The 23037-nt window shown below is 70.3% G+C and carries 21 protein-coding genes; 12 read left to right on the top strand and 9 right to left on the bottom strand.

Annotated features, from left to right (window positions below):
• Positions 1-14 precede the first annotated feature (14 nt).
• The 4 genes from AC3EO7_RS20335 to AC3EO7_RS20350 all read left to right on the top strand — a co-directional run bounded on the left by AC3EO7_RS20335 (position 15) and on the right by AC3EO7_RS20350 (position 5359).
• Positions 15-1211 (top strand): M50 family metallopeptidase, encoded by a 1197-nt coding sequence (locus AC3EO7_RS20335; RefSeq protein ID WP_435592081.1) that lies wholly within the window; start codon positions 15-17, stop codon positions 1209-1211.
• A gap of 153 nt (positions 1212-1364) precedes the next feature.
• The gene (gene ispG, locus AC3EO7_RS20340; protein ID WP_435592082.1) at positions 1365-2522 is read left to right on the top strand and encodes a flavodoxin-dependent (E)-4-hydroxy-3-methylbut-2-enyl-diphosphate synthase; all 1158 of its coding nucleotides are present in this window, start codon (positions 1365-1367) and stop codon (positions 2520-2522) included.
• Between the two features lie 69 nt (positions 2523-2591).
• On the top strand, positions 2592-3455 hold the full coding sequence (locus AC3EO7_RS20345; protein ID WP_431969451.1) for a GNAT family N-acetyltransferase: 864 nt from the start codon (positions 2592-2594) through the stop codon (positions 3453-3455).
• A 116-nt stretch (positions 3456-3571) separates the two neighbouring features.
• Positions 3572-5359, top strand: coding sequence for a penicillin-binding transpeptidase domain-containing protein (locus tag AC3EO7_RS20350; RefSeq protein ID WP_435592083.1), 1788 nt, complete (start codon positions 3572-3574; stop codon positions 5357-5359).
• Positions 5360-5405: 46 nt separating this feature from the next.
• Here AC3EO7_RS20350 and AC3EO7_RS20355 read toward each other — a convergent pair whose 3' ends face one another.
• Entirely contained in the window at positions 5406-5747 is a 342-nt protein-coding gene (locus tag AC3EO7_RS20355) for a peptidoglycan-binding domain-containing protein (protein ID WP_435592084.1), read from the bottom strand.
• A gap of 105 nt (positions 5748-5852) precedes the next feature.
• Positions 5853-6989 carry a BTAD domain-containing putative transcriptional regulator gene (locus tag AC3EO7_RS20360; RefSeq protein ID WP_435592085.1) on the bottom strand — a complete coding sequence of 379 codons (1137 nt, stop codon included), beginning with the start codon at positions 6987-6989 and terminating at the stop codon, positions 5853-5855.
• 205 nt (positions 6990-7194) lie between these two features.
• On the opposite strand from AC3EO7_RS20360, the gene AC3EO7_RS20365 reads away from it, so the two are divergent.
• Entirely contained in the window at positions 7195-8532 is a 1338-nt protein-coding gene (locus AC3EO7_RS20365) for a serine/threonine protein kinase (RefSeq protein WP_435592086.1), read from the top strand.
• A gap of 25 nt (positions 8533-8557) precedes the next feature.
• On the opposite strand, the gene AC3EO7_RS20370 is transcribed toward AC3EO7_RS20365, so the two are convergent.
• Entirely contained in the window at positions 8558-9055 is a 498-nt protein-coding gene (locus AC3EO7_RS20370; protein WP_435592087.1) for a peroxynitrite isomerase, read from the bottom strand.
• A gap of 138 nt (positions 9056-9193) precedes the next feature.
• Between AC3EO7_RS20370 and AC3EO7_RS20375 the strand changes: the two genes are divergently transcribed.
• A complete protein-coding gene (locus AC3EO7_RS20375; protein WP_435592088.1) occupies positions 9194-9790 on the top strand; it encodes a P-loop nucleotide/nucleoside kinase family protein in 597 nt (198 codons plus the stop codon).
• Positions 9791-9923: 133 nt separating this feature from the next.
• Positions 9924-10349, top strand: coding sequence for a DUF4254 domain-containing protein (locus AC3EO7_RS20380; RefSeq protein ID WP_431969440.1), 426 nt, complete (start codon positions 9924-9926; stop codon positions 10347-10349).
• Between the two features lie 288 nt (positions 10350-10637).
• Here the strand turns inward: AC3EO7_RS20380 and AC3EO7_RS20385 are convergent, their stop codons facing one another.
• The 3 genes from AC3EO7_RS20385 to AC3EO7_RS20395 all read right to left on the bottom strand — a co-directional run bounded on the left by AC3EO7_RS20385 (position 10638) and on the right by AC3EO7_RS20395 (position 13611).
• A complete protein-coding gene (locus tag AC3EO7_RS20385; RefSeq protein ID WP_431969438.1) occupies positions 10638-11129 on the bottom strand; it encodes a hypothetical protein in 492 nt (163 codons plus the stop codon).
• A gap of 143 nt (positions 11130-11272) precedes the next feature.
• Positions 11273-12667: an APC family permease gene (locus AC3EO7_RS20390; RefSeq protein WP_431969436.1), complete on the bottom strand. Its 1395-nt coding sequence runs from the start codon at positions 12665-12667 to the stop codon at positions 11273-11275.
• A gap of 83 nt (positions 12668-12750) precedes the next feature.
• Positions 12751-13611, bottom strand: coding sequence for a helix-turn-helix domain-containing protein (locus tag AC3EO7_RS20395; protein ID WP_431969434.1), 861 nt, complete (start codon positions 13609-13611; stop codon positions 12751-12753).
• Between the two features lie 156 nt (positions 13612-13767).
• On the opposite strand from AC3EO7_RS20395, the gene AC3EO7_RS20400 reads away from it, so the two are divergent.
• Together AC3EO7_RS20400 and AC3EO7_RS20405 are read left to right on the top strand one after the other, a co-directional pair.
• Complete coding sequence (locus tag AC3EO7_RS20400) at positions 13768-14418, top strand: TetR/AcrR family transcriptional regulator (RefSeq protein WP_431969432.1); 651 nt, start codon at positions 13768-13770, stop codon at positions 14416-14418.
• A complete protein-coding gene (locus tag AC3EO7_RS20405) occupies positions 14415-15590 on the top strand; it encodes an NAD(P)-binding protein (protein ID WP_435592089.1) in 1176 nt (391 codons plus the stop codon). Before AC3EO7_RS20400 ends, AC3EO7_RS20405 begins: the two co-directional genes overlap by 4 nt.
• Positions 15591-15594: 4 nt before the next feature.
• On the opposite strand, the gene AC3EO7_RS20410 is transcribed toward AC3EO7_RS20405, so the two are convergent.
• Complete coding sequence (locus tag AC3EO7_RS20410) at positions 15595-18303, bottom strand: AAA family ATPase (RefSeq protein ID WP_435592090.1); 2709 nt, start codon at positions 18301-18303, stop codon at positions 15595-15597.
• Positions 18304-18549: 246 nt separating this feature from the next.
• On the opposite strand from AC3EO7_RS20410, the gene AC3EO7_RS20415 reads away from it, so the two are divergent.
• Positions 18550-19092, top strand: coding sequence for an LppU/SCO3897 family protein (locus AC3EO7_RS20415; RefSeq protein ID WP_431969426.1), 543 nt, complete (start codon positions 18550-18552; stop codon positions 19090-19092).
• A 55-nt stretch (positions 19093-19147) separates the two neighbouring features.
• Here AC3EO7_RS20415 and AC3EO7_RS20420 read toward each other — a convergent pair whose 3' ends face one another.
• Positions 19148-20086, bottom strand: coding sequence for a GlxA family transcriptional regulator (locus tag AC3EO7_RS20420; RefSeq protein WP_435592091.1), 939 nt, complete (start codon positions 20084-20086; stop codon positions 19148-19150).
• 213 nt (positions 20087-20299) lie between these two features.
• On the opposite strand from AC3EO7_RS20420, the gene AC3EO7_RS20425 reads away from it, so the two are divergent.
• Positions 20300-20725: a DUF6010 family protein gene (locus tag AC3EO7_RS20425; RefSeq protein WP_431969422.1), complete on the top strand. Its 426-nt coding sequence runs from the start codon at positions 20300-20302 to the stop codon at positions 20723-20725.
• A gap of 163 nt (positions 20726-20888) precedes the next feature.
• Positions 20889-21275: a hypothetical protein gene (locus tag AC3EO7_RS20430; protein WP_431969420.1), complete on the top strand. Its 387-nt coding sequence runs from the start codon at positions 20889-20891 to the stop codon at positions 21273-21275.
• Between the two features lie 80 nt (positions 21276-21355).
• On the opposite strand, the gene AC3EO7_RS20435 is transcribed toward AC3EO7_RS20430, so the two are convergent.
• Positions 21356-22984: an FAD-binding oxidoreductase gene (locus tag AC3EO7_RS20435; protein ID WP_435592092.1), complete on the bottom strand. Its 1629-nt coding sequence runs from the start codon at positions 22982-22984 to the stop codon at positions 21356-21358.
• Positions 22985-23037: the final 53 nt, after the last annotated feature.

Genomic DNA, 23037 nt, shown 5'->3' on the forward strand with positions numbered 1-23037 from the left:
GGGCTGGAGAGCAAATGGTGTTCGCCATGGGGTTCGTGCTGTTCGCGCTCGGCATCCTCATCTCGGTCGCCCTGCACGAATGCGGACACATGTGGGCGGCCCAAGCCACCGGCATGAAGGTGCGCCGCTACTTCGTCGGTTTCGGGCCCACCCTCTGGTCCACCCGCCGCGGCGAGACCGAATACGGCGTCAAGGCCATCCCGCTCGGCGGCTTCTGCGATATCGCGGGCATGACCGCCATGGACGAGGTGCGGCCGGAGGAACTGGACCGCGCCATGTACCGCCAGGCGACCTGGAAGCGGATGGTCGTGATGGCGGGCGGCATCGCCATGAACTTCGTGCTCGGCTTCCTGCTGATCGTGGTGCTGGCCGTCGGGTGGGGCCTGCCGCGGCTGGACGAGCCGACCCCCACCGTGGGAACCCTGAGCTGCGTCGCGGACGCGAACCCCGACGGGACGTTGCAGGCGTGCACCGGTCTCGGCCCCGCGCAGCAGGGCGGGCTCCAGCCCGGCGACACCATCACCGCCGTGAACGGCGTCGCGGTCGATACCTGGTCGGAGTTCACCGAGCAGACTCGCAAGCAGCAGGGCCCGATCACCTACACCGTCGACCGCGCCGGACAGCGGGTACAGGTGACGGTCGCGCCGCAGCAGGTGACGCGCTACGCGAAAGACGGCGCGAAGACCCAGGTCAGCGCGGTCGGCGTCACGCTCGACAACCCGCCGATCGAGCAGTACAACGTCGTCACGGCCGTCCCCGCCGCGGCGTCCTTCACCGGCGACCTGTTCGTGCGCACCTTCGAGTCGCTGGCGCAGATGCCCGCCAAGGTCGCGGCGCTGTGGGACGCGGTCACCGGCGGTGCGCGCGACCCGGAGACCCCGGTCAGCATCTACGGCGCGAGCCGCATCGGCGGCGAAAGCGCCCAGGCCGGCCTGTGGCAGGTGTTCGTGCTGATGCTGGCCAGCCTGAACTTCTTCCTCGGCGCGTTCAACATCCTGCCGCTGCTGCCGCTGGACGGCGGTCACATGGCGGTGGTGCTCTACGAGAAGCTCCGCGACACCGTCCGCGGCTGGCGCGGCCTCGCGCCCGCCGGTCCGGTCGACTACCTCAAGTTGTTGCCCGCGACCTACGTCGCCGTGGTACTCGGCGGCGCGTACATGGTGCTGACGCTGGCCGCCGATATCGTGAACCCGATCCGGCTGTTTCCCTGAGTTCTCCCTGGCGGGGTAACCTGTCGCGGGCAATCGCGGGACAACCCGTTGTCAGGCCGTGTCACGGGCGTCACAGGGTGGTGGTCCATCGAGCGCGGCTAAGCTCGGTAGGCGAACGGCCCGCAGCACACGGACGAAAGTAGGCAGCCGAAAGTGACCAGCACAATCGGACTGGGGATGCCGACCGCACCCGCGGCCGTTCTCGCGCCCCGCCGCAAGACCCGTCAGCTGATGGTGGGTGGTGTCGGTGTGGGTAGTGAGCACCCGATTTCGGTGCAGTCGATGACCACTACCAAGACCCACGATGTGAATGCGACCTTGCAGCAGATCGCGGAGTTGACCGCGTCGGGTTGTGACATCGTGCGGGTGGCCTGTCCGCGTCAGGAGGACGCGGACGCGTTGGCGACGATCGCGCGGAAGTCGCAGATCCCGGTGATCGCCGATATTCATTTCCAGCCGCGCTACATTTTCGCCGCGATCGACGCCGGGTGTGCGGCGGTGCGGGTGAATCCGGGCAATATCAAGGAGTTCGACGGCCGGGTCAAGGAGGTCGCCAAGGCCGCGGGTGCGGCCGGTGTCCCGATCCGGATCGGGGTGAACGCGGGTTCGTTGGACAAGCGGATGATGGAGAAGTACGGCAAGGCCAGTCCCGAGGCGTTGGTGGAGTCGGCGTTGTGGGAGGCGGGCCTGTTCGAGGAGCACGGTTTCGGGGATATCAAGATCTCGGTCAAGCACAACGATCCGGTGGTCATGGTGGAGGCCTACCGTCAGTTGGCCGCGCAGTGTGATTACCCGCTGCATTTGGGGGTGACCGAGGCGGGTCCGGCGTTTCAGGGCACGATCAAGTCCGCGGTCGCGTTCGGTGCGTTGCTCAGCGAGGGTATCGGTGACACGATCCGGGTGTCGTTGTCGGCGCCTCCGGCCGAGGAGGTGAAGGTCGGTGGTCAGATCCTGCAGTCGCTGAACCTGCGTCCGCGCAAGCTCGAGATCGTGTCGTGTCCGTCGTGTGGTCGTGCGCAGGTCGACGTGTACACCTTGGCCAACGAGGTCAGCGCGGGTCTGGAGGGCATGGAGGTGCCGTTGCGGGTCGCGGTGATGGGTTGTGTGGTGAACGGTCCGGGTGAGGCGCGGGAGGCGGATCTGGGGGTGGCGTCGGGTAATGGCAAGGGTCAGATCTTCGTCAAGGGCGAGGTGATCAAGACTGTGCCCGAGCATTTGATCGTGGAGACGTTGATCGAGGAGGCGATGCGGATCGCCGAGGAGATGGGCGAGCAGGAGGGCGCGGGGGAGCCGGTCGTCACCGTCAGCTGAGACCGGTCAGGACCAGCGGGTTTCGGCGACCCGTACCGCATCGGCCGAGTTCGTGGCAGGCTGTCGATTGTGCGGAGTCTGCTGGAGCCGACGCGACGGGCGAAGTTCGCCCCCGCGCGTCAGCTCGCCAACCGGGATCTGGCGCAGGTCCTGCGAGTACTCGACAGCGATCCGGTCGCCTCGTGCATGATCGCGGCCCGATTGCAGGAATTCGGCCTGGACGCCAGAGGCGGGCACGGTGAGCTGTGGAGCCGCGGCGGGCCCGCCGAATCCCTCTGCTTCTCCGGTGCCAACCTGGTGCCGCTGCGGGGCGACCACGACGCGTTGCGCGCGTTCGCCGACCGCGCGACCCGCTGGCCGCGTGTGTGCTCCTCGGTCGTGGGCCGCCGAGAACTGGCCCTGCCGCTGTGGGAGATGCTCAGCGAACGCTGGGGACCGGAGCGAGAACTGCGCGGCACCCAGCCGTTGCTCGCGCTCGGCCAGCCCGCGCTGGCCACGGCCGACCCGCAGGTCCGCAGGGCGCGGCCGGAGGAGCTGGACCGCTACCTGAACGCGGCGATCGCGATGTTCATCGAGGAGGTCGGCGTCGACCCGAGGGCGGGCGACGGCGGCCGCGGCTACCGGCGCCGCATCCAGCACCTCATCGAATCCGGCCGGGCTTGGGCCCGTTTCGAGGACGGCGAGGTGGTCTTCAAGGCCGAGGTCGGGTCGCTGTCTCGGCGCACCGGCCAGATCCAAGGCGTGTGGGTGCATCCGGATCGGCGCGGCAAAGGCGTCGGTACGGCGGGCACGGCGGCGGTGGCCAACGCGGTGGTGGCCTCCGGACGGACCGCGAGCCTGTACGTGAACGACTTCAACACCGTGGCCCGCCGGGCCTACGGCCGGGTCGGATTCCGCCAGATCGCGACCTTCGCCACCGTCCTGCTGGACTGAGATCCCGGACCGATCGGCCGAGATCGCCGCGACACGGACGCGGATCACCATCTCCGTCGCCGAGATGCGGTGCGCCGCAGGCGTTTGCCCGATGTTGGCCATTACCATCGGCAGCAATGTCGACACGCATGCTGATTCCGCTGGCCGTCGCGGTGCTCGCCGCCGCGGCCGCGGGTTGCTCGCCCGGTCCGCAGGGCCCCGCGCCCGCGGCCGACGCCTTCGTCGCGGCCTTCGCCGACCGCGATGTGACCGCGGCCGCCGAGCTCACCACGCATCCCGAGAAGGCCACCGCCGCACTGACTTCCGCGTGGCAGAACCTACAGGCCGAACAGCTCACCGCGCGGACGGGCGCGGCCAGGGTCACCGGCGACACCGCCACCGTCGAGTACACCTACGAGTGGCGCCTGCCGAAGAACCGCACCTGGACCTACGCCGGCCAGCTACAGATGGGCCGCAGCGGCGGACGCTGGACGGTGCGGTGGACGTCGTCGAATATCCACCCCGAGCTCGGCGACACCCAAACGCTGGAACTGCGCGCGAACCCGGCCCCACGCGCCAGGGTGAACGAGCAATCCGGCAGCGATGTGCTGGTGCCGGGCAAGGTGTCCCGCGTCGCCTTCACCGCCGCCGACGCCACCGACCCCGCCGCGGTGGCGGTCGCGCTGTCCAGGGCGCTGTCGCGTTTCGACGAACGGCTCACCCCCGAAGCGATCCTGAAGGCGGCGAAGAACACCAAGGGCGCCCACACGGTGCTACTGCTCACCGAGATCGAATACAACCAGGTCGGCTCCGGACTGATCGGGCTGCCCGGAGTGACGCTCACTCAGGAATGGGACCTGGTCGCGGCCGACCGCCATTTCGCCCCCGACCTGATGACGCAGGTGCGCCAGACCGTGATCGCCGAGGTGGACGGCAAGTCGGGCTGGAGCGTGGTGACCATGAACGCCAACGGCGCCGACACCGCCGTGCTCACCGAGGTGCCCGCGCAACCGGCGCCGTCGTTCGCGCTGAGCATCGACCGCTATGTGCAGAACGCCGCCCAGAGCGCCGTCGATGTGCGCACCGAGCAGACCATGATGGTCGTGCTTCGTCCGTCCACCGGCGCGATCCTGGCGGTCGCGCAGAACGAGGCGGCGGACCGCGACGGACCGGTGGCCACCATCGGCCAGTATCCGCCCGGCTCGGTGTTCAAGACGGTGACGGCCGCGGCGGCCATGGCCGCCGGACTGGCCACGCCCGATACCGTGCTGCCCTGCCCGAGCAGCATCGTCATCGGCGAGCGCACCATTCCGAACTACAACCACTTCACGGTCGGCAGCGTGCCGATGGCCACCGCCTACGAACGGTCGTGCAACACCTCTTTCGCCAAGCTGGCCAGCGAGCTGCCCGCCGACGCGCTGCACGTCACCGCCGCGAAACTGGGTGTGGGCCAGAGCTATTCGGTGGTCGGACTGCCCACGGCGTCCGGGTCGGTCCCGTCCGCCGACCAGATGGTGCAGCGCACCGAGGACGGGATCGGGCAGGGCAAGGTGGTGGTCAGCCCCTTCGGCATGGCCGTGATGGCCGCGACCATCGCGCACGGCACGGCGCCCGTGCCGTACCTGATCGCCGGGCGGCCCACCGCCGTCGAAGGGGAGCGACCGGCGATAGCGCCGGAGGTGATCGAGGGATTGCGCGTCATGATGCGCAAGGTGGTCACCGGCGGCACCGCGGAACGCATCGCCGATCAGGGCGACGTGTACGGCAAGACGGGCGAGGCCGAGGTCGACGGCGGCTCGCACTCGTGGTTCGTCGGGTACCGCGGCGACATCGCCTTCGCGACGCTGCTGGTCAAAGGCGGCAGCTCGGACAACGCGGTGGCGGTGACCCGCGACATGTTCGCCGCGCTGCCCGCGGGCTACTGAGCGAAGCGGTGTGGGCGTCGCCGCCTGAGCGGCGACGCCCGCGAAATCAGTACGAGTACAACACGGCCCACGTGTCCGGCCCGACCACGCCGTCGACCTTCAGGCCGTACGCGGCCTGGATGTCCAGCACCGCCGCCTGGGTGTCCGGCCCGAAGGCCCCGTCGATCGCCACCCCGTAACCGTGCAACTGCAGCAGGCACTGCGCTTGACGGACGGCGTCGCCGCGGCTTCCGCTGCTGATGGTCGGGAACGAGTCGGTGTAGCCGCAGCCCTTGCCGCGCTCGGCGGGGTCGGCGTCGGTCGGGGCCGGGGCGGCCCACGCGGGCGCGGTCGCGGTCAGCAGACCGGCGGCGAGGGCGGTGGCGGCGATCAGCGTGCGAAAAGACATGGGAATCCTCCATTGTCGAGTGCTACGGTCCGGGAGCGATGCTCCCAATGAGCAAGCTAGGAGCCGTGCCTTCGGTGATTCTCGAGACTTTCTGCAATCGCCTGGTCAGGCCGGTGCCGCGGGTTCCTCGCTCGCTCCGTACCGCAGCCGGGTCGATCCCACCCGGATGACATCGCCGTCCGCGAGCGGAGTATCGGCGCGGATCGGCACCTCGTTCACGTACACCCCGTTGGCCGAATCCCGGTCCCTGATGAAGATCCCGTCGTCGCGATGCAGGATGCGCGCGTGCTTGCGGCTGACCCGCGCGTCGTCGAGCACGATGTCGTTGTCGGACTCGCGGCCGATGCGCAGACCCGAGGGCGGCACCGGAATCCGGTCGCCGTCGCCGACGCACAGCCAGGCCCGGCGCCGGATGCTCGGCACGTCGCGGGTGGTGGCGCCCCGGGCGGAGGGCGACTCCGGCGGCAGCCGATGGTTGCGTATCGCCTCCTCCAGCTCCACGGTCTCCGGCTGCGGATCGGCGCCCAGTTCCTCCACCAGGTCGCGCCGCAGCTGCCGGAAGGCGGTCAGCGCGTCGGCCTGCCGCCCTGACACGTACAGCGCCCTGGCCAGCAGTCGCCACACGCGTTCGTCCACGGTGCGTTCGGCGGTCAACGCGGTCAGCTCACCGATCACCGCGCTCGCGCGCCCGTCGGCGATATCGGCGGCGATCCGGTCGGCGAGCACGTCGAGTCTGCGCTCGGTCATGTCGGTGGCGAAGTTGGCGGCGAAGCCGAGTTCGTGCAGGCCCGTCACCGGTGTGCCGCACCACTCGGTCAGCGCATCCGCGAAACATGCTGCGGCCGTGCGCGAGTCGCCATTGCGCAGGGCAGCGGCGCCACGGGTGCGCGCCGCCTCGAAACGGCCGACGTCGCACTCGTCGTCGGTGATGTCGAGCAGGTAGCCCGCGTCGACGGTGCGCAGGACGTCGCGATCGGGAATTCCGGCCCCGCGCAGGACGGTACGCAGATTCGACACGTACGCGTAGAGGCCGTCCATGGCGCGCGGTGGCGGGTCGTCACCCCAGATCGCGTGGAGCAGTGCGGTCTTAGGGACGCCCTGACGGCGATTGACCACCAGAATCGCCAGCAGCGCACGGGGTTTCGCGCCGGACAGCGCGATGGGCAGTCCGTCGACCAGCAGCCGCACCGGGCCGAGTATCCGCACGTCGAGCGAGGGCCGATCGGGACCAGCCGTGGCCACTGCACATGCCTCCCAACTACACTGCGCGCCAAGTCGTCTCGCGAAGCGAAGGCGACGGTGAGTGGATTCAGCATACGCATTGCCCGCGGTCGGCGGCGGAGCCCTTCGGGCCGAAACCGCCGCGCGGGGCGCGGGGCCGCGAGGCGGTTCACGCAGGTGGAGTGCCGATCTCACGGATGCGGTGGCACAGGGAGGTGCGCGGAGGGTGGTCGCTGCGGAGTTGGTCGCCGGTTCGGTGTTCGCGGGTCATCAGATCGAACGACGGCTCGGTTCCGGCGGGATGGGCACGGTGTATCTCGCCAAGCACCCGACACTGCCGATGCGGGTGGCGCTGAAAGTGGTCGGCGCGGGTCGCGACGATCCCGAGTACACCGCGTTGTTCCGTCGCGAGGCACAGCTGGCGGCCGGACTGGACCATCCGAACATCGTGGACGTCAAGGACTTCGGCGAGGAAGACGGCGCGCTGTGGATGTCCATGCGGTACGTGCCGGGCGGTGACGCGGCGGCGCTGGTCGGTGCGGGCCGGTCGGGCGTCGAGGTCGGCCGCGCGGTGCACATCGTGACCGAGGCGGCCAAAGCGCTCGACTACGCGCACGAAAACCATGTCGTGCACCGGGATGTGAAGCCCGCCAACATCTTCGTCGCGCCCGGCGACGCGGGCGCGGACCGGGTGCTGGTCGGTGATTTCGGCATCGCGCGCCGGACGGATCCCGCCGCCACCCAGATCGATACGAGCGTCAGGACGTTCACCGCGCCCTACGCGCCACCGGAACAGCGCAGCGGCGGACACGTCGACCGGCGCGCGGATGTCTACGCGCTGGGCGTCACCTGCTACGAACTGCTGACCGGCCGATTGCCCGACGCGGTGCTCGCCGACCGGGACCAACTGCCAGCGGGCATCGGTGCGGTGCTGGCCAAAGCCATGGCGGGGGATCCGGAAGAGCGCTACGGGACGTGCGGCGAGCTGGCGGCGGCGCTGACCGAGGCGATGCGAGCGGAGGCGGTGCCGGCCAACCCGAAGCGTCGATTCGGCACGGGCGGTCGGGTGGCGGCCGGTGCGGTTCTCGCCTTGGTGGTCGCGGGCGCGGCCGTGCTGTGGTCGCTGCGGGCCGATGCCGGTTCGCGAGCGTCGACCGAGCCTACGGGCGCGCCGGGTGTCTCGCCGCGTTGCTACTTCACCACCGAGGTACCCACCGGTGACGGATACCACATCGTGCTCCCCACCACGAACGATGGCGGACGCCGCTGCATCCTGTCCTACGTCGACTCCCATCCGGGCGGCCCCGGCGCGCCGCGGGCCGCGCCGATCGAGGGTGTCCGCGCACTCCAGGACGCGCTGCGCCGGTGCTACCAGCGGGAGCTGGCCGACGGTGACGGCGATTACAGCACCGCGACCGGCCTGGCCGTGCTCTACGTCCAGGATCTGCACGGTCTGGATCGAGACGGCGTGTTCGGGCCGCAGACCTCGGGCGCGATGCGCTGGCCGCGCTATCGCGACGCGGGCGGCGAGTTCGAGTCCTGTGTGGCGATCGGGCCGCCCTGAGTCCGCATGGTCAGGGCCTGCGGAGTCAGGCTCGGTGCAGAGTGGCGGCGAGGTGGTGGGTCATCGGTTCGCCGACCGCGGCCATCCGCAGCGTGTAGTCGATGGTGTCGCCGGTGAGCCGGAACGACCGGTTGAGCGCGGTCACCCTCTTCGCCGTGCTGCTGCGCCCGATGCTGGTGGAGTCGAACTCCATGTGCAGTTCGCCGTCGGTGATGGTGAGCCCGCCCTCGCAGATCTCGGTGATGCCCGTCGGGTGGGCGAGGATCAGCTCGACGTGATCGGGCCGCGGGCAGCGCAGGTAGCCGGTCTCGGCGTGCATCGACCTGCTGCCGTCGGCCGCGCGGGTGCGCTGGCGGTAGGTGAGGAACGGGCGGCCCAGGTGACCGAACCGGATCTCCTCCAGGTAGTCGAACGATTCGATGGTCGGGTATTCACCGTGCCCGCCGCCGCGCCACGTGCCGAGCAACGAGGCGAGGGGTGCGATATCCGGGTGGGGAGCGACGGAGGGTTGGGGTGCGACCACGGCGGACAGCCTAGACCGGTGCCAGGCGTCGTGCTCCCCGAGTCCCGAAATTGCACCGGTGAGGGGTGGTGCGCGCCGCCGCGAGACCGCCGCCGAGCGGCGCGCCGGGTCGGTCCTCGGTCCGTAATCTCGGACCACGTGACAGACGCGAACCAACGTCCTCTCCCCGGACGCCGCCCGCGGCTGGTGGTCGTCAGCGGCCCGCCGGGTTCGGGGAAGACGACCCTGGCCCACGAGCTCGGCCGGGCCGTCGGGTGGCCGGTCATCAGCCGCGACGAGATCAAGCAGGGCATGGCGCACGCCGATCCCGCGTTCCGGCCCGCGCCGGAGGACGAACTCGCGCTGCGGACCCTCGGCACCTTCTTCGAGGTGCTTACCGTCCTGACGCGAGCGGGCGTCGACACCGTGGCCGAGGCGGCCTTCCAGGACCGGCTCTGGCGGCCGGGGCTGGCGCCGCTGACCGCGCTGGCCGACCTCCGGTTTCTGCACTGCGTGGTCGACCGGCATGTCGCGGTCGCTCGTATCGGTCACCGCAGGCGCGCGGAGCCGCTGCGGCGCGTCCATTCCGCGCCGGGCGAACCGGATCGGGCGGCGCTCGGCGCGCGGCACGATGCCTTCCAGCGGGTGCGGCTGGACGGGCCCGCTCTCGAGGTGGACACCACGGGGGAGTACCGGCCGGGACTGGACGTGATCGCCGCCTTCGCCACGGGTGTGTCGTCGATCGATCTTGGTTGAAGCGCCGCGGAATTCGGCCGCGGGTGATACATCTCTGGTGTACATGGCATGCGCGGGCGCGGTGGGCGGTCGGATTGTCCGGTTCCCGCCGCGGCGCGGCTCCGAGGATCACGTGGTTCGGGGAGGCGGTGCGATGTCCGAGACGACCGACAACTGGATGGTGCCCGGCAAGGAGCAGCTGGTCGCGGCCTGCCGGGGATTGCCACACGACGACCACCCGATGCTGGAGGCGGCAGGCGAGCTGGCGCAGCTGCACGTGTTGCGCGAGCGCACACCGCGCTACGAGATGGCGAAGCTGGACCGGCGGCGCGTCCAGCTGGTCCGGTCCATCGACCGGTGGATGACGCTGGCGACGCCGGTGCCCGGCAGCGGCGCGCACGCGCACAACGAGACCGTCGGTGGCATGGTGGACCGGTTGGCGCAGCTCGTCGCGCAGGCCTGCGTCCCGCTGTCGGCCGCACCGGACCCGGTGTTCTACGACGCGTGGCTCCAAGTGGTCGAACTCGCCGACCGCTATCAGGACCTGGTCGACGCGCTACAGACCGAGAGCGCGCGGTGACCGACCGTGTCCAGCGCCAGCGTTCGAAGATCCTGGCCGCGCCCGAAATCCCCTGCGCCCGCGCGTGATATACCCCAGCGCCCGTCAGAGGACTCAGCGCGCACGCCCGAAGAGCCGCAATCCGCGCCCGCGCTCGAAGACCTAGCGCCCGCGCCTGACGACTCAGCGCCCGCGCCTGACGACTCAGCGCCCGCGCCTGACGACTCAGCGCCCGCGCCTGACGACTCAGCGCCCGCGCCTGACGACTCAGCGCCCGCGCCTGACGACTCAGCGCCCGCGCCCGAATTCTCAGCGCCCGCGCCCGAAGAGCCGGAACCCGCGCCCGCGCGCTCGCGGCAGCGTCGCGTACACCATGGTCATATCGGCGAACACCTCCGCCTCCTGCTCGCGCTCCGCGCCGAACTCGTTGCGTCCCAGCACATGCTGCGCCGCCAGTGAGGGCAGCAGCGCGGCCAGCTTCGGCGACAGCGGCGCGGCGGGCTCGGAGTCGTCCCTGCCGTGCCCGAGCAGCATGTGCCCGATCTCGTGCAGGATGATGTGGTCGGCGTTGCGCTCGGTGGCCTCGGCGTCGTACACGATGATGTCGTCGAACTTGCGCGCCACCCATAGACCCTTGCCGCGACAACCGTTTTCGGCCAGGATCTCGGCGGGCACCGGCTGCAGCGAGATAGAGCGCCCGCGGTGCGCCGCCACCTCGGCCAGGTAGGCGTTGACGTTCCACGGACTGGGCAGCGGCACCGTCCGGGTAGCGTCGCCGAGACGGGCTTCCATGCTGGTCATCGGCGCTCACTCTACCGACACCGCCGCCCGGCGTCATCCCGGTGATCGGTCACACCGGGCAGGTGATCGGCTGCGGCCGACCGTATTCCGCGTGCTGCCTCGGCCCGCTCACCTGCGCGAACGTCGGTGTTTCCGGTCCGGGATCACGGCTCGGGCGTCGGTGTCGCGGGTGTCGCGGGCTCGGTGCGCTGGCGCCGGATCACCAGCTGGTTCACCAGCCAGAGCCCGACACCGATGGCCAGCAGCACGCCGGCGATCACGTACTGCTCGGGATTGCGATCGGTGAAGGGCGTCACCAGGAAGCCGCAAGACAGCGCGCCGACCACGGGCAGCGCGGTCGGCGTGCGGAAATGCTTGTGCGCGACCGGATCCCGCCGCAGCACGAGCACCGCCACGTTGACCACCGTGAACACCGCGAGCAGCAGCAGCGCGGTGGTGCCGCCGAGTTCGGGCACCTCGCCGACGAAGGCGATCAGACCGAGGGCGAGCAGCGTGGTGAAGGCGATCGCGATCTGCGGCGTGCGCCGCCGGGCGTGCACCTGCCCGAAGGCGTGCGGCACGACGCCCTGCCGCGCCATGCCGTAGAGCAGCCTGCTCGCCATCAGCATGTTGATCAGCGCCGAATTGGCGACGGCGAACATGGTGATGAACGCGAAGATGTGCGTCGGGAATCCGGGCGCGCCGACTTCGACCACCTTCAGCAGCGGGGTGTCGCCTTCGCCGAGTTGTTCGGCGGGCACAAGGGCGACCGAGGTGATCGAGACGAGCACGTAGATCGTTCCGGTGACGAGCAATCCGGTGAGCAGCACCTTGGGGAAGATCCGGGTCGGTTCCTTGCACTCCTCGGCCATGTTCACCGAGTCCTCGAAACCCACCATGGCGTAGAAGGCCAGCGTGGTCGCCACGATCACGCCGCCGAGCGCGCTGCGCTCGCCGGTCTGGAATTCGGTGATGCGGCCGAAATCGCCGTTGCCGAAGCCGAGCGCCCACAGCCCGATCGCGATGACGATCAGCAGGCCGGTCAGCTCCACGCAGGTGAGCAGCACGTTCAGCTTGACGCCCTCGCTGACGCCGCGCAGGTTGATCGCCGCGACGACGGCCATGAACGCCAGCGCGACGGCGGTGATCGCGATTCCGGTGCCGACCTCGAATTCGAAGGCCTCGGCGAAGTTCGCCGCGAACGCGCGGGAGGCGGTGGCGGCCGACGTGATGCCGGAGCTGAGCACCGCGAAGGCGATCATGAAGGTGAGAAAGTGTATGCCGAACGCCTTGTGCGTGTAGAGGGCGGCGCCCGCGGCGTGCGGATATTTGGTGACCAGCTCGAGGTAACTCAGCCCGGTGACCAGGGCGACGAGGAACGCGACGACGAACGGCGCCCACACCGCGCCGCCGACCTCGGCGGCCACCCGGCCGGTGAGTGCGTAGATGCCGGTGCCGAGGATATCGCCGACGACGAACAACAGCAGCAGGCCAGGTCCCATCACCCGATGCAGACTGGGTTCGGGCGTGGCGGGCGATTCAGCGGTCACATCGGCCATCGGAGACTCCTGTGCGCGGTTGCGGATGGGACCTTGGAGTACCCATTCTTCCGGCGAGCCAGTCGCCGGAACACCCCGGAACGCTAGCTCATTCCTGCGGCGATCTTCTCGATCAACGCGACCGAATCACGCGGGCTCAGCGCCATCGCCCTGAGCTGGTCGAAGATCACGCCGAAGCGGCGGACCTCGTTGTGGCCCTCCACCAGTGTGTCGCCCGCGATGCCCTCCACGTACACCAGTTCGGGGTCGTTGGGGTCCTCGAAGTCGAGCAGCGTGAACGATCCCGCCATGCCGGGGTGCGCGCCCGCGTCGAACGGAAGGATCTGCAAGATCACGTTTTTCCGCTTGCTCTCCTGGAGCAGCTTCTGGAGCTGGCCGCACATGGTCTCCGGTCCGCCGACCACCCGGCGGATCGCCGCTTCGTCCAGCACCACCCATAGCTCGAGCGGTTTCTCCTTGGTGAGCACCACCGCTCGGTTCAGCCGGGCGTGGACGCGGCTCTCCATGATCGCGGTCTCGACCTTCGGCATGGACGTGTCGATCACCGCGAGCGCGTACTGCGGCGTCTGCAAAAGGCCGGGGATGAAAGAAGTCTGATAGTGCCGGGCCGAGAGCGCCTCGGACTCGAAGTTGATGTAGGCCGCGTACACCTCGGTGAGATTGGCTTCCCACGGCCGGGACATGCCGGGCTTCTGCGCGTCCGACAGCAGATCCAGTGCGTACCTGCGCCGATCGGGTTCCACATCGTAGAGGTCGAGCAGCGTGTTCAGAGTGCGGCGCTGTGGACGCGCCTGGGCCTGTTCGATCCGGTACAGGGTCGTCACGTTGATCCCGGTCCGCCCGCTGACTTCCTCTTTGCTGAGCCCGACCGTGTCGCGCATCTCGGTCAGCAACGCCGCGAGGCGGCGCAGACCGGCCGTGAGAACCGTGCGCTTGCCCGCCATCTCAAATCCTTTCGTGTGACAGCGCGAGCCTACCGCCGTGTTCCGCACGGATTCGGGGGATTCCGGCCCACAGAGACTTGGGGGTTGCATGCCATCGGACCTTCGCCTTCAATGTAAGTAAGTGGTTACTTGCAGAGCGGTGGAACCGGAGGCCGGATGAGCAGGACGTCGCGGGAGCGGATCATCGACGAGGCCCTCCGGCTGTTCGGCGAACAGGGTTTCGCGCGGACCTCGGTGGCCCAGATCGAGCAGGCCGCAGGGCTTTCCGGCGGATCGGGGGCGCTGTACCGGCACTTCCGATCCAAGGACGAACTGCTGGTCGAGGCGGTGCGCACCCGACTGACCGAGCGCGCGGAATGGGAGACCTTCCTCGATCCGGACTTCTCGTTCGTCGCGCTGCTCGACGGGGCGACGCCGGGAGGTACGGTCGTCGACCGGCTGCTCGCGCTGTGCCGCGTCGGTCTGGAGCGGCTGGACCACGATCGCGACGTGACCCGGATCCTGTTGCGCGACAACTCGATCGATTCCGGCGTGCTGGAGGTCTTCCAGCGCGAGGAATACGGCGTCGTGATGTCGGTGGTGACGCGGGCGCTGTCCCAGCTGGCCGGACCAGGACACGGCGAGCAGGACTGGGCGGCCACGGCCGCCGTGCTGGTCGGCGCCCTCGCGCATTTCTGGCTGATCCGCGACATCTTCGACGGCGACCACCCGGCGTCCGTCGAGGAAGACCGCTATCTGCGTGCCACTGCGGAGCTGGTCGCCGCCCGGCTGGACTGGGCGGGCCACCGAGGAGAGGAAGCACCGTGAACACACACATCACCGTCATCGGCGGCGGATTGGCTGGTCTCACCGCGGCCATCGCGTGCGCCGAGGCAGGCGTCCCGGTCCGGCTGTACGAGGCGCACCGGACGCTGGGCGGCCGCGCGCGAGCTACGGCCGCGCCGCACGTCGCGCACGAGGGAGCGCACGTGTTCTACGCCGACGGACCGCACTACACCTGGTTGAAGAAGCGCGGTTTCGTGGCCGACCTCGGCTGGCCCTCGATGTCGGACGCGGCGAAATTCGGCTTCCGCATCGACGGCGTGCTCCGGCGGCGGCCGCCCGTCCGGATGCTGCGGGCCCAGGCGCGGCTCGGGCTCACCGCGCCGGTCGACGTCGACTTCCGGACGTGGGCGTCGGGCCGATGGGGCGAGGCGGCGGCGGACCGCATGGCGAACGCGATCAGCGTGGTCACCTACGACGCCGACACCGGCAGGCTCTCGGCGGCGTTCGTGTGGGAGCTGTTCCAGCGAGTGTTCAGCGCGCCCATCCCCGCCGTGCGGTGGGTGCGCGGGGGGTGGCAGCGCGTGATCGATCGGATGGCCGCCCGTGCGACCGAGCTCGGCGTCGTCGTCGAAACCGGTTCGCGCGTGGACGGATTGCCCGCAGGCGGCCCGGTGATCGTCGCCACCGACGTGCACGCGGCGCGCGGCCTGCTCGGCGACGACAGCCTGACCTGGGCCGGCGGCTACTGCGTACTGCTCGACCTCGCCGTCACCGCGGATCGCCGCGACCGCTCGATCGTGTTCGACCTCGACGAGGGCGGCTTCCACGAGAGCTACACCATGCAGGACGACACGGTTGCCCCGCAGGGGGAGTCGCTGTTCCAGCTCCAGATGCCGGTGCGCGACGGCGAATCCCCGCGCGGAGCGCATCAGCGCCTGGCGGACTTCGCCGATCTGTGCGTGCCAAGGTGGCGCGACCGCGTCACCTTCCAGCGCACCGCCACCGCCAAGAACCGCACGGGCGCACTGGATCTGCCCGGCTACACCTGGCGCGACCGGCCCGCCGTCGATCGGGGCGACGGCGTCTACCTCGTGGGCGACATGGTGGCCGCGCCGGGAATGCGCGGCGAGATCTCGATCAACAGCGCCCTGCACGCCGCGCGCGAGGCGACGGCCGCGCTGCGTTCGGGCGCGTCCACTGTGATCCGGCCGTGATCGCTCAGGTCCCTGGCGAATCCAGCTCGCCGAGCTTGTGCGCGATGCCCGCGCGACCGGTCAGATCCAGTTTGCGCAGGATGCGGCTCAGATGGTCCTCGACGGTGCGTGGGCTGAGGTAGAGCCGGTGGGCGATCTCCTTGTTCGGATGGCCGCGCGCGGCGAGTTCGGCGATCTCGCGCTCACGCGGCGTCAGCGTCGCCGACCCGCCGGGCGCCCGGCCACCGGCCAGCCGTCGCTGGAGCGAGGTCGCCGCGGCCGCAGGCTGGGTCGCGCCCGCGGCCACGAACGTCTCGCGCGCACCGGCCAGGCGCCGGGTGGCCAGCGTGAAATCGCCACGCCGCCCGGCGATCTGCGCGGCGAGCAGCATCGCCCGCGCGTGATCGACCGGCATGTCGGCCAGGTCGAACCGCGCGGCGGAGGCGGTCGCCGTGGCCTCGGCGGAGTCGAGATCATCGGTCGCGCAGCAGTATTCGGCGCGAGCCAGGGACGCGGCGGCCAGTTGGCTCGGTAGTCCGAGGTGCGCGGCGGCTATCTCGGCTCGGCCGACGAGCTGGAGTGCCGTGTCGCGATCACCGTGGGCAAGAGCGAGATCCGCGTACCGCGCCAGCTGGGTCGGCTGCATCGGCCCCGGCCGGTCGCCGACGGGCGCTTCGACGCCGGGATCGAGCACACCGAGGCGCACCCCGACCTCGTGCACCGTCGACTCCACCACCTGCCGCCACCAGCGCATCACCGGTCGCGGCAAGCCCGAGATCGCCTCCCACTGCCGGAGCACGTCCTCGCGCGGCGCGGTCAGTTGCAGTGCGCGGAGAGCGAGCGCACCCGCGAACGGGACGAGATCGGCATAGCCGAACCGGCGGGCCAGGTCGTCGGCGTCCTCGGCGGCGGCCAGCGCCTCGCCGACGCGGCCCAGCTTCAGCAGGCAATACGCGCGCACCGTGTGCAGTTCGGCCAGCGCGTAGCTGCGCCCGAAGCGGCGGCTGACCAGCACCGCACGGTCCAGGTGCGCCAAACCTCGTGCCTGCGTGTCGAGGAAGTACGCCGACCAGCCCAGCGCGGGCAGCACGTGCACCACCTCTCGCAGCCCGCCGTCGTCGAGCCGCTCGAATTCCCGGTCGGCCTGCTCGAATCCCGCGCGGGCCGCCTCGATGCGCAGTTCGGCCACCGCGCCGAGGCAGCGCAGCGCCGTCGCGGCCGCGCGCACCGCGGGATCGGCGACGGCCTCCGAGGCGAACAGCGCGTCCAGCCGGGCCTGGCTTTCGGCGTCTTGATGATCCTGCATCTCGAGGATGGCCAGCTCGAGCTGGACGGGTCCGTCGCCGGGCAGCAACGGCAGCTCGGCGGCGGCGGCCAGCAGCGCCCGCGCCAGGTCGACCCGGCCGAGCATGCGTTCGCAGCGCGCCGAAAGCAACAGCGCCTCCAGCCGATTCGGTCCCGGACTCGCGATCAGGGGTTCGAGCGCTTCGCGCGCCTGAGCGCCCGCTCCCGACAGCAGCAGCGCACGCCCGAGCAACAGCCGGTCCTCGGGCGGTTCGGGCTGCCCGCCGGGAGCTGCCCGCATGGCCGCGGCGATCCACCGCGCACTGGTGGCGGGCGCACTCGGCAGCACCTCCGTCGCCGCGCCTTTCAGCTCCGCCGCGGCGACCGGGTCGGTGCCGAGGAGGCCGAGTTCGAGGTGGCGGGCCAGCGCGGGCAGGGCGGCGCCGCGATGCCGGAGCAGCACGGCGGCCCTGCGGTGCGCGGCCGTGCGCCAGCCCGCGCCCGCCAGCCGATGCGCGGCGGTGCGAATCAGCGGGTGGCCGAACGTCACCGATGATCCTGCGACGTGCACCAGGCCGCGTCGGCTCAACTCGTCCAGCGCGGCGGCGACTTCGTCGATCGGCAATTCGGCTGTGGCACAAAGTAGTTCGAGATCGGCGTGGGCTCCGCACAGGGCCGCGGCCTGTGCGACGAGCCGTTCCCGGCGCGGCAGTTGCGCCAGCTCGGCGCGCAGCGTGCGATCCAGGCCCGGGTAGTCGCCCTCGGCCGGGTCCTCGCCGTCGATCGCCCGCTGCACCTCTCGATCCGGGAGGTCGGCGAGCAGCAGCAGATAGAGCGGGTTGCCGCGGGACGCGGCGAGCAGCCGATCGCGGCGCGCGGCCGTCGCCTCCGGCAGCAGGGCGGCGACGTCGTCTTCCGAGAACGGCGGCACCCGCACCGACCGCGTCGCGGCGTGGGTCGCGGTCAGCACCCGGGTGAGGGCGGCCGGGCACTGTCCGGAGCGATAGGAGAGCAGCAGCCGGAAAGACGGCGCGGGGCGATTGCGGACGAGATAGGCCAGCGCGCGCACGGATTCGGCGTCGGCCCAGTGGGCGTCGTCGACGACGAGCAGCGTGCCGGTCGCGGCGAGATGCTTGCGCAGGGCGCGGCCGACCGGGGTGAGGTCGCCATCGGAAGGCACGTCCGACACGTCCGCCCCGGCGTCGGTGAGGCGTTCCAGCACATCGTGAATCACGTGCAGCGGCTGCGACTGCTCGTCCTCGGTGGCCGTGACCGCGAGCACCCGCAGTCCCCGGCGGGCGGCGGCCGGTGCGAGCGCGGCGAGCAACCGGGATTTGCCGATGCCCGCCTGCCCGTCGACCAGCAGCACCCACGGGCCATCGGGCGATTCCAGGGCGTCGTCGAGCGTGGCGAGCTGAGCGCGGCGTCCCACGAAAGCGCGCTCGACCATGACCCTCCGCCGACTTCCGGCAAACCTGCCGCGAAACAATCCGGGCCGAGCTTAACGGGTGCTGGAACGTCACGGGGCATTCCCGTGATTTCCCGGATGCTGTCCGCACGATTGTGCGATTGGGTGTTCGAGGCCGATCGCGACCCTCCGGGGGATGCGCCGAAGGGCACGGCGACGGCCGGAGTTTTCGACGCCACGAGGGGTACTCCGGTCGGCCGCCTTCGCATCGACGAGAAAGTGACACGAATGAAATTCGTTGGTTCTGGCATTCTCACGCGGCTTCCGCTGGCGCTCGCCACGGTCGCCGCGTTGGGCGCGCTCGGCTGTTCGGCGGTCGAGAAGGGCGCCCAGGTGGTCCAGGATGCCGGGAAGTCCGACACCGCCCGCGCGAACGTGGGCGACTGCATCAACGTCATCGAGGGATCGATGATCGACTCCAAGACCGAGCCGGTGGACTGCTCGTCGGACAAGGCCGTCTACAAGGTCGTGCAGGTCTTCGACAACAAGACCGAATGCCACGAGGACTACACCTCCTACGAGGAGACCCTCAACGGCGGCACCACCGCGTTCCTGTGCCTGGCCCCGAACTTCAAGCAGGGCCTCTGCTACAACGAGAGCATGCTCACCGGCTACAAGTTCGTGGCCTGCACCGCCTCGGAAGCCAGCTTCAAGGTCGTGCAGCGTATCGACGGCCAGGCCGACGAGCAGCTGTGCGGCGAGGACGCCGACAAGTTCCTCACCTTGGCCGAGCCCAAGACCACCTTCTGCCTGGGCAGCCCCAAGAGCTGACACGCGCGACGCAAGGACCGGCCGCACCGCTTTCGGTGCGGCCGGTCGTCGTTCGTCAGCGGAAGGTGCGCCGGTAGGCGTCGGGGCTGATGCCCGTCGTGCGTTTGAAGCGGTCGCGGAAGGCGGTGGGGGAGCCGAAACCGACTTGGGCGCCGATGCGCTCGACGGTGTGGTCGGTGGTCTCCAGCAGGTGCTGGGCGCGGTGCACGCGGGCGCGGTGCAGCCATTGCAGCGGGGTGGTTCCGGTCTGCTCGCGGAACTGCCGCAGCAGGGTGCGCGTGCTGGTGCCCGCCGCGGCGGCGATCTCGGCGAGGATCAGATTGCGGGAGAGGTTGTCCTGCAACCACATCAGCAGCGGCTCCAGCGTGGAGCCGCGCGGCGTCGGCGGCAACGACTGAATGATGAACTGGGCCTGCCCGCCTTCGCGCTCCAGCGGCATGACCGACAGCCGGGCGGCGTCGGCGGCCACGGCCGACCCGTAGTCGCGGCGGATCAGGTGCAGGCACAGATCCAGACCCGCGGCCGCGCCCGCGGAGGTGAGGATCTGGCCGTTGTCGACGTAGAGAACGCCGGGATCGACGGCGATGTCGGGGTGTGCGCTCGCGAGCGCGTCGGCGGCGGCCCAATGCGTAGTGGCGCGCAGACCGCTCAGCAATCCGGTGGCGGCCAGCGGGAAGGTGCCTGTGCAAATGGATGCGATCCTGGTGCCCGCCGCGGCCGCTCGCAGCAGGGCATCGGCGATCGCGGGCGAGGGCGGGGCGGTCGGGTCGGCGACGCCGGGCACGATCACGGTGTCGGCTCCGGACAATCCGTCCAGGCCCCACGGCGCGCGCAATCTGAACGCGCCCGCGTCGACCTCCGGCCGCTCGGCGCAGACACGGACCTGGTAGGCGGAGCGTCCGTCCGGCAGGCGGGTCCTGGTGAAGACCTCGATCGGGGTGGACAGATCGAAGGGGATCACCCGATCCAGGGCCAGTACGGCGACCACGTGCATGGCCCTAATCTACCCAGGCAACGGATTCCCGCCATCCACACATCGGCTCTGGTCGCATCGATGGTGGCTTGGTTGCGCTAGCTGTTCGGTGTTGGCGGTTTTCCGTTGCTGTATGGCATAAATGCCACTGGGCGACCCGAAACCGTCTCGATAACTTCGGTGGCGATCCGCAGCGGATCTCGTTCCGATCCCCGCCCCAGGAGTTGTCCCGCCATGAACTATGTCGCGCCGCTGCTCGTCGGCATCGTCTACATCACGCTGATGTCCTTGATTCGCGAACCGCATCGCCGCCAGTTCAACGCGATCATGGTCGCGGGCGCCGGCGCCGCCTACCTCAGCGGCGGCGGCCTCGGCCCAGCGGAATTCGCGTTCACCGCGGTCGTCACCTACTGCGCCTATCGAGGCCTGCGGTCGTGGACCTTCATCGGCATCGCTTGGCTGCTGCACACGGCCTGGGATCTCCTGCACCACATCGAAGGCAACCCGATCGTGCCCTTCCTGCACGACTCGTCGCTCGGCTGCGCGATCTGCGACCCGGTCATCGCCGTGTGGTGCCTGCGCGGCGGACCCGACGTGATCGCCTGGGCTCGCGGTCGCGTGCGCGCGGTCGTATCGCGGGAGCCCGTGCACCAGTCGTAATGCGTCTGCGCGCCGCGACCCGCGGCTCCGTCCGCACCGGCACCGTAACCCTGTTTCACGAGGATATGGCCGGGTAATCGGCCAGCGAACGGAGGCGAAGCGACGCTGCCTCAGCGGACCGGCGCCCTCCGCGATGAGTCGAGGCCGAGAAAGGGAGCCGACGATGAGTAGCAAGGGACGACCGGACGTCCCGCACATTCCCGATATCCTGCGGCGGGACGGGGACAAGGTGAAGCGGCGGCTCGGCGAGACGGTCGGGGGACTGACCGACAAGTTCGATGTCCCGACCGGCGCCGAGGACAAGATGCATCGGGCCGCCGACGCGGCGCGGCACCGTACCGCGGACGCCAAGCATTACGCGCGCGACACCGCGGAACAGGCACGCGTGCAAATCGAGCACCTGGTCGACCGCGCCACCGCGGGCGCGCCCCCGGTGGCGGGCGTCGGCAAGCAGGTGCTCGGCGCGGCGCGCGGGCGGTCGCTGCCCATCACGGCGGCCGTGGTGGGTGCGCTGCTGGTCTGGTGGATCATGCGGCGCAGGCGGGCGTGACGACGAGGGACGAGCACTCGGCCCGATCGTCGGCGGGCGTCGCGCGTTCGAGACTTTCCGATACGCGGGCGCCCGCCGCGTCATGGACGCCCGTCGGGGCGTGCCGGGTCGATCAGCACGCCGGGGTTGAGGATGCCCGCCGGATCCAGCGTCGACTTCGCCGCGCGCAACGCGGCGGCGAACGGGTCCGGCCGCTGGCGGTCGTACCACGGCCGGTGGTCGCGGCCGACCGCGTGATGGTGCGTGATGGTCGCGCCGTTGGTCGCCAGCGCCTCCGAGACCGCTGCTTTGATCTCGTCCCACTGCTCCACGGTGCGGCCCCACCGCCCGGCGGCGTAGATGCCGAAATACGGTGCGGGACCGTCGGGATAGACGTGGGTGAACCGGCAGCTGACCACGCCGGTCACGCCGAGCGCGTCGAAGGCTGAGGTCGCCGCGTCCAGTACCGCGGCGCGCAGCGCGTCGAAACGGTCCCAGGTGCAGGCGGTTTCGAAGGTCTCCACGATCATCGACTGCGCCGCGAGCGCGTCGCGCTGGTAGGGCATGCGCAGGAACGAGGACCGCCAGGTGTCCGCCGCGCCCGCGCTCGCCTTCTCCTCGGCCGCGTCGGTGGTGCGCACGCCGTCGGGGAATCGGCCGCCGTGGTCGCGGCAGATCTGCATCGCCCGCTGCATCGGCTCGGCCACCGGATGGTCCGCCGACTCGAACCCGAGTACCAGCACGCCGCCCGCGGAAGCGGTTCCGGCGTTGAGGAACGCCTCCACCGGATCCAGCAACCGGCAGTTGGCCGGAAACAGCCCGGACTGGGCGATGGTCCTGGTCGCGGCGACAGCCTGCGCGTAGTCGTCGAAGACGGCCGAGGCGCCCGCCCGCCAGCGCGGCCGGTCCTGCAACCGCATCCACGCCTCGGTGATCACGCCGAGAATGCCCTCGGAGCCGAGGAACATCCGGTCCGGCGCAGGTCCCGCACCCGAACCCGGCAGCCTGCGCGATTCGCTCACGCCGATCGGGGTGACCACCCGCATCGACTCGACCATGTCGTCGATATGGGTGTAGACCGTCGCGTAGTGCCCGCCCGCGCGGGTGGCCAGCCAGCCGCCGAGACTGGAGAACTCGAAGGATTGCGGGAAGTGGCGCAGCGTCAGATCGTGATGGCGCAGTCCGTCTTCCAGCGCCGGGCCGAGAATGCCCGCCTGAATGCGCGCCGCGCGGCTGGTGCGATCGATCTCCAGAACTCGGTTCAGGCCGCCGAGATCCACGGCGATCGTCGCGGGATAGTCCGCGGCGCAGCGCGGTTCGACACCGCCGACCACCGAGGTGCCGCCGCCGTACGGAATCGCCGCGACCCCGGCATCGGCGCACCAGTCCAGAATGTCGATCACGTCCCGCTCGCTGCGCGGGCGCACGACCTGATCGACCACATTGTCGACGCGGCCGAGCAGATTCCGCACCACGTCGCGGAAAGCCTGCCCGCGCGAGTGCGCGACGCGATCGACGAGATCCTCGGACGCCAACGGGGCCAACGCATCCGGCACCCGCACCCGGGGCGCGGGCAACGCCAGCGACGACAGTTCGGGCGCCTCGTGCACGGTGAGATCAGCGCCGGGCAGCATCGCCGCCACCCGGCGCGTCAACGCCGCCCGCTCCTCTCCGGTCACGGCGTCCGCCACGTTCCCCCAGCCCCACCACGACCGCGTCGCCATCCGCATCCTCTCCACGGTTCGAATTGACTCGATAGTAAATTAACTATGAGTCAATTCAC

This window comes from Nocardia sp. bgisy118, assembly GCF_057708605.1.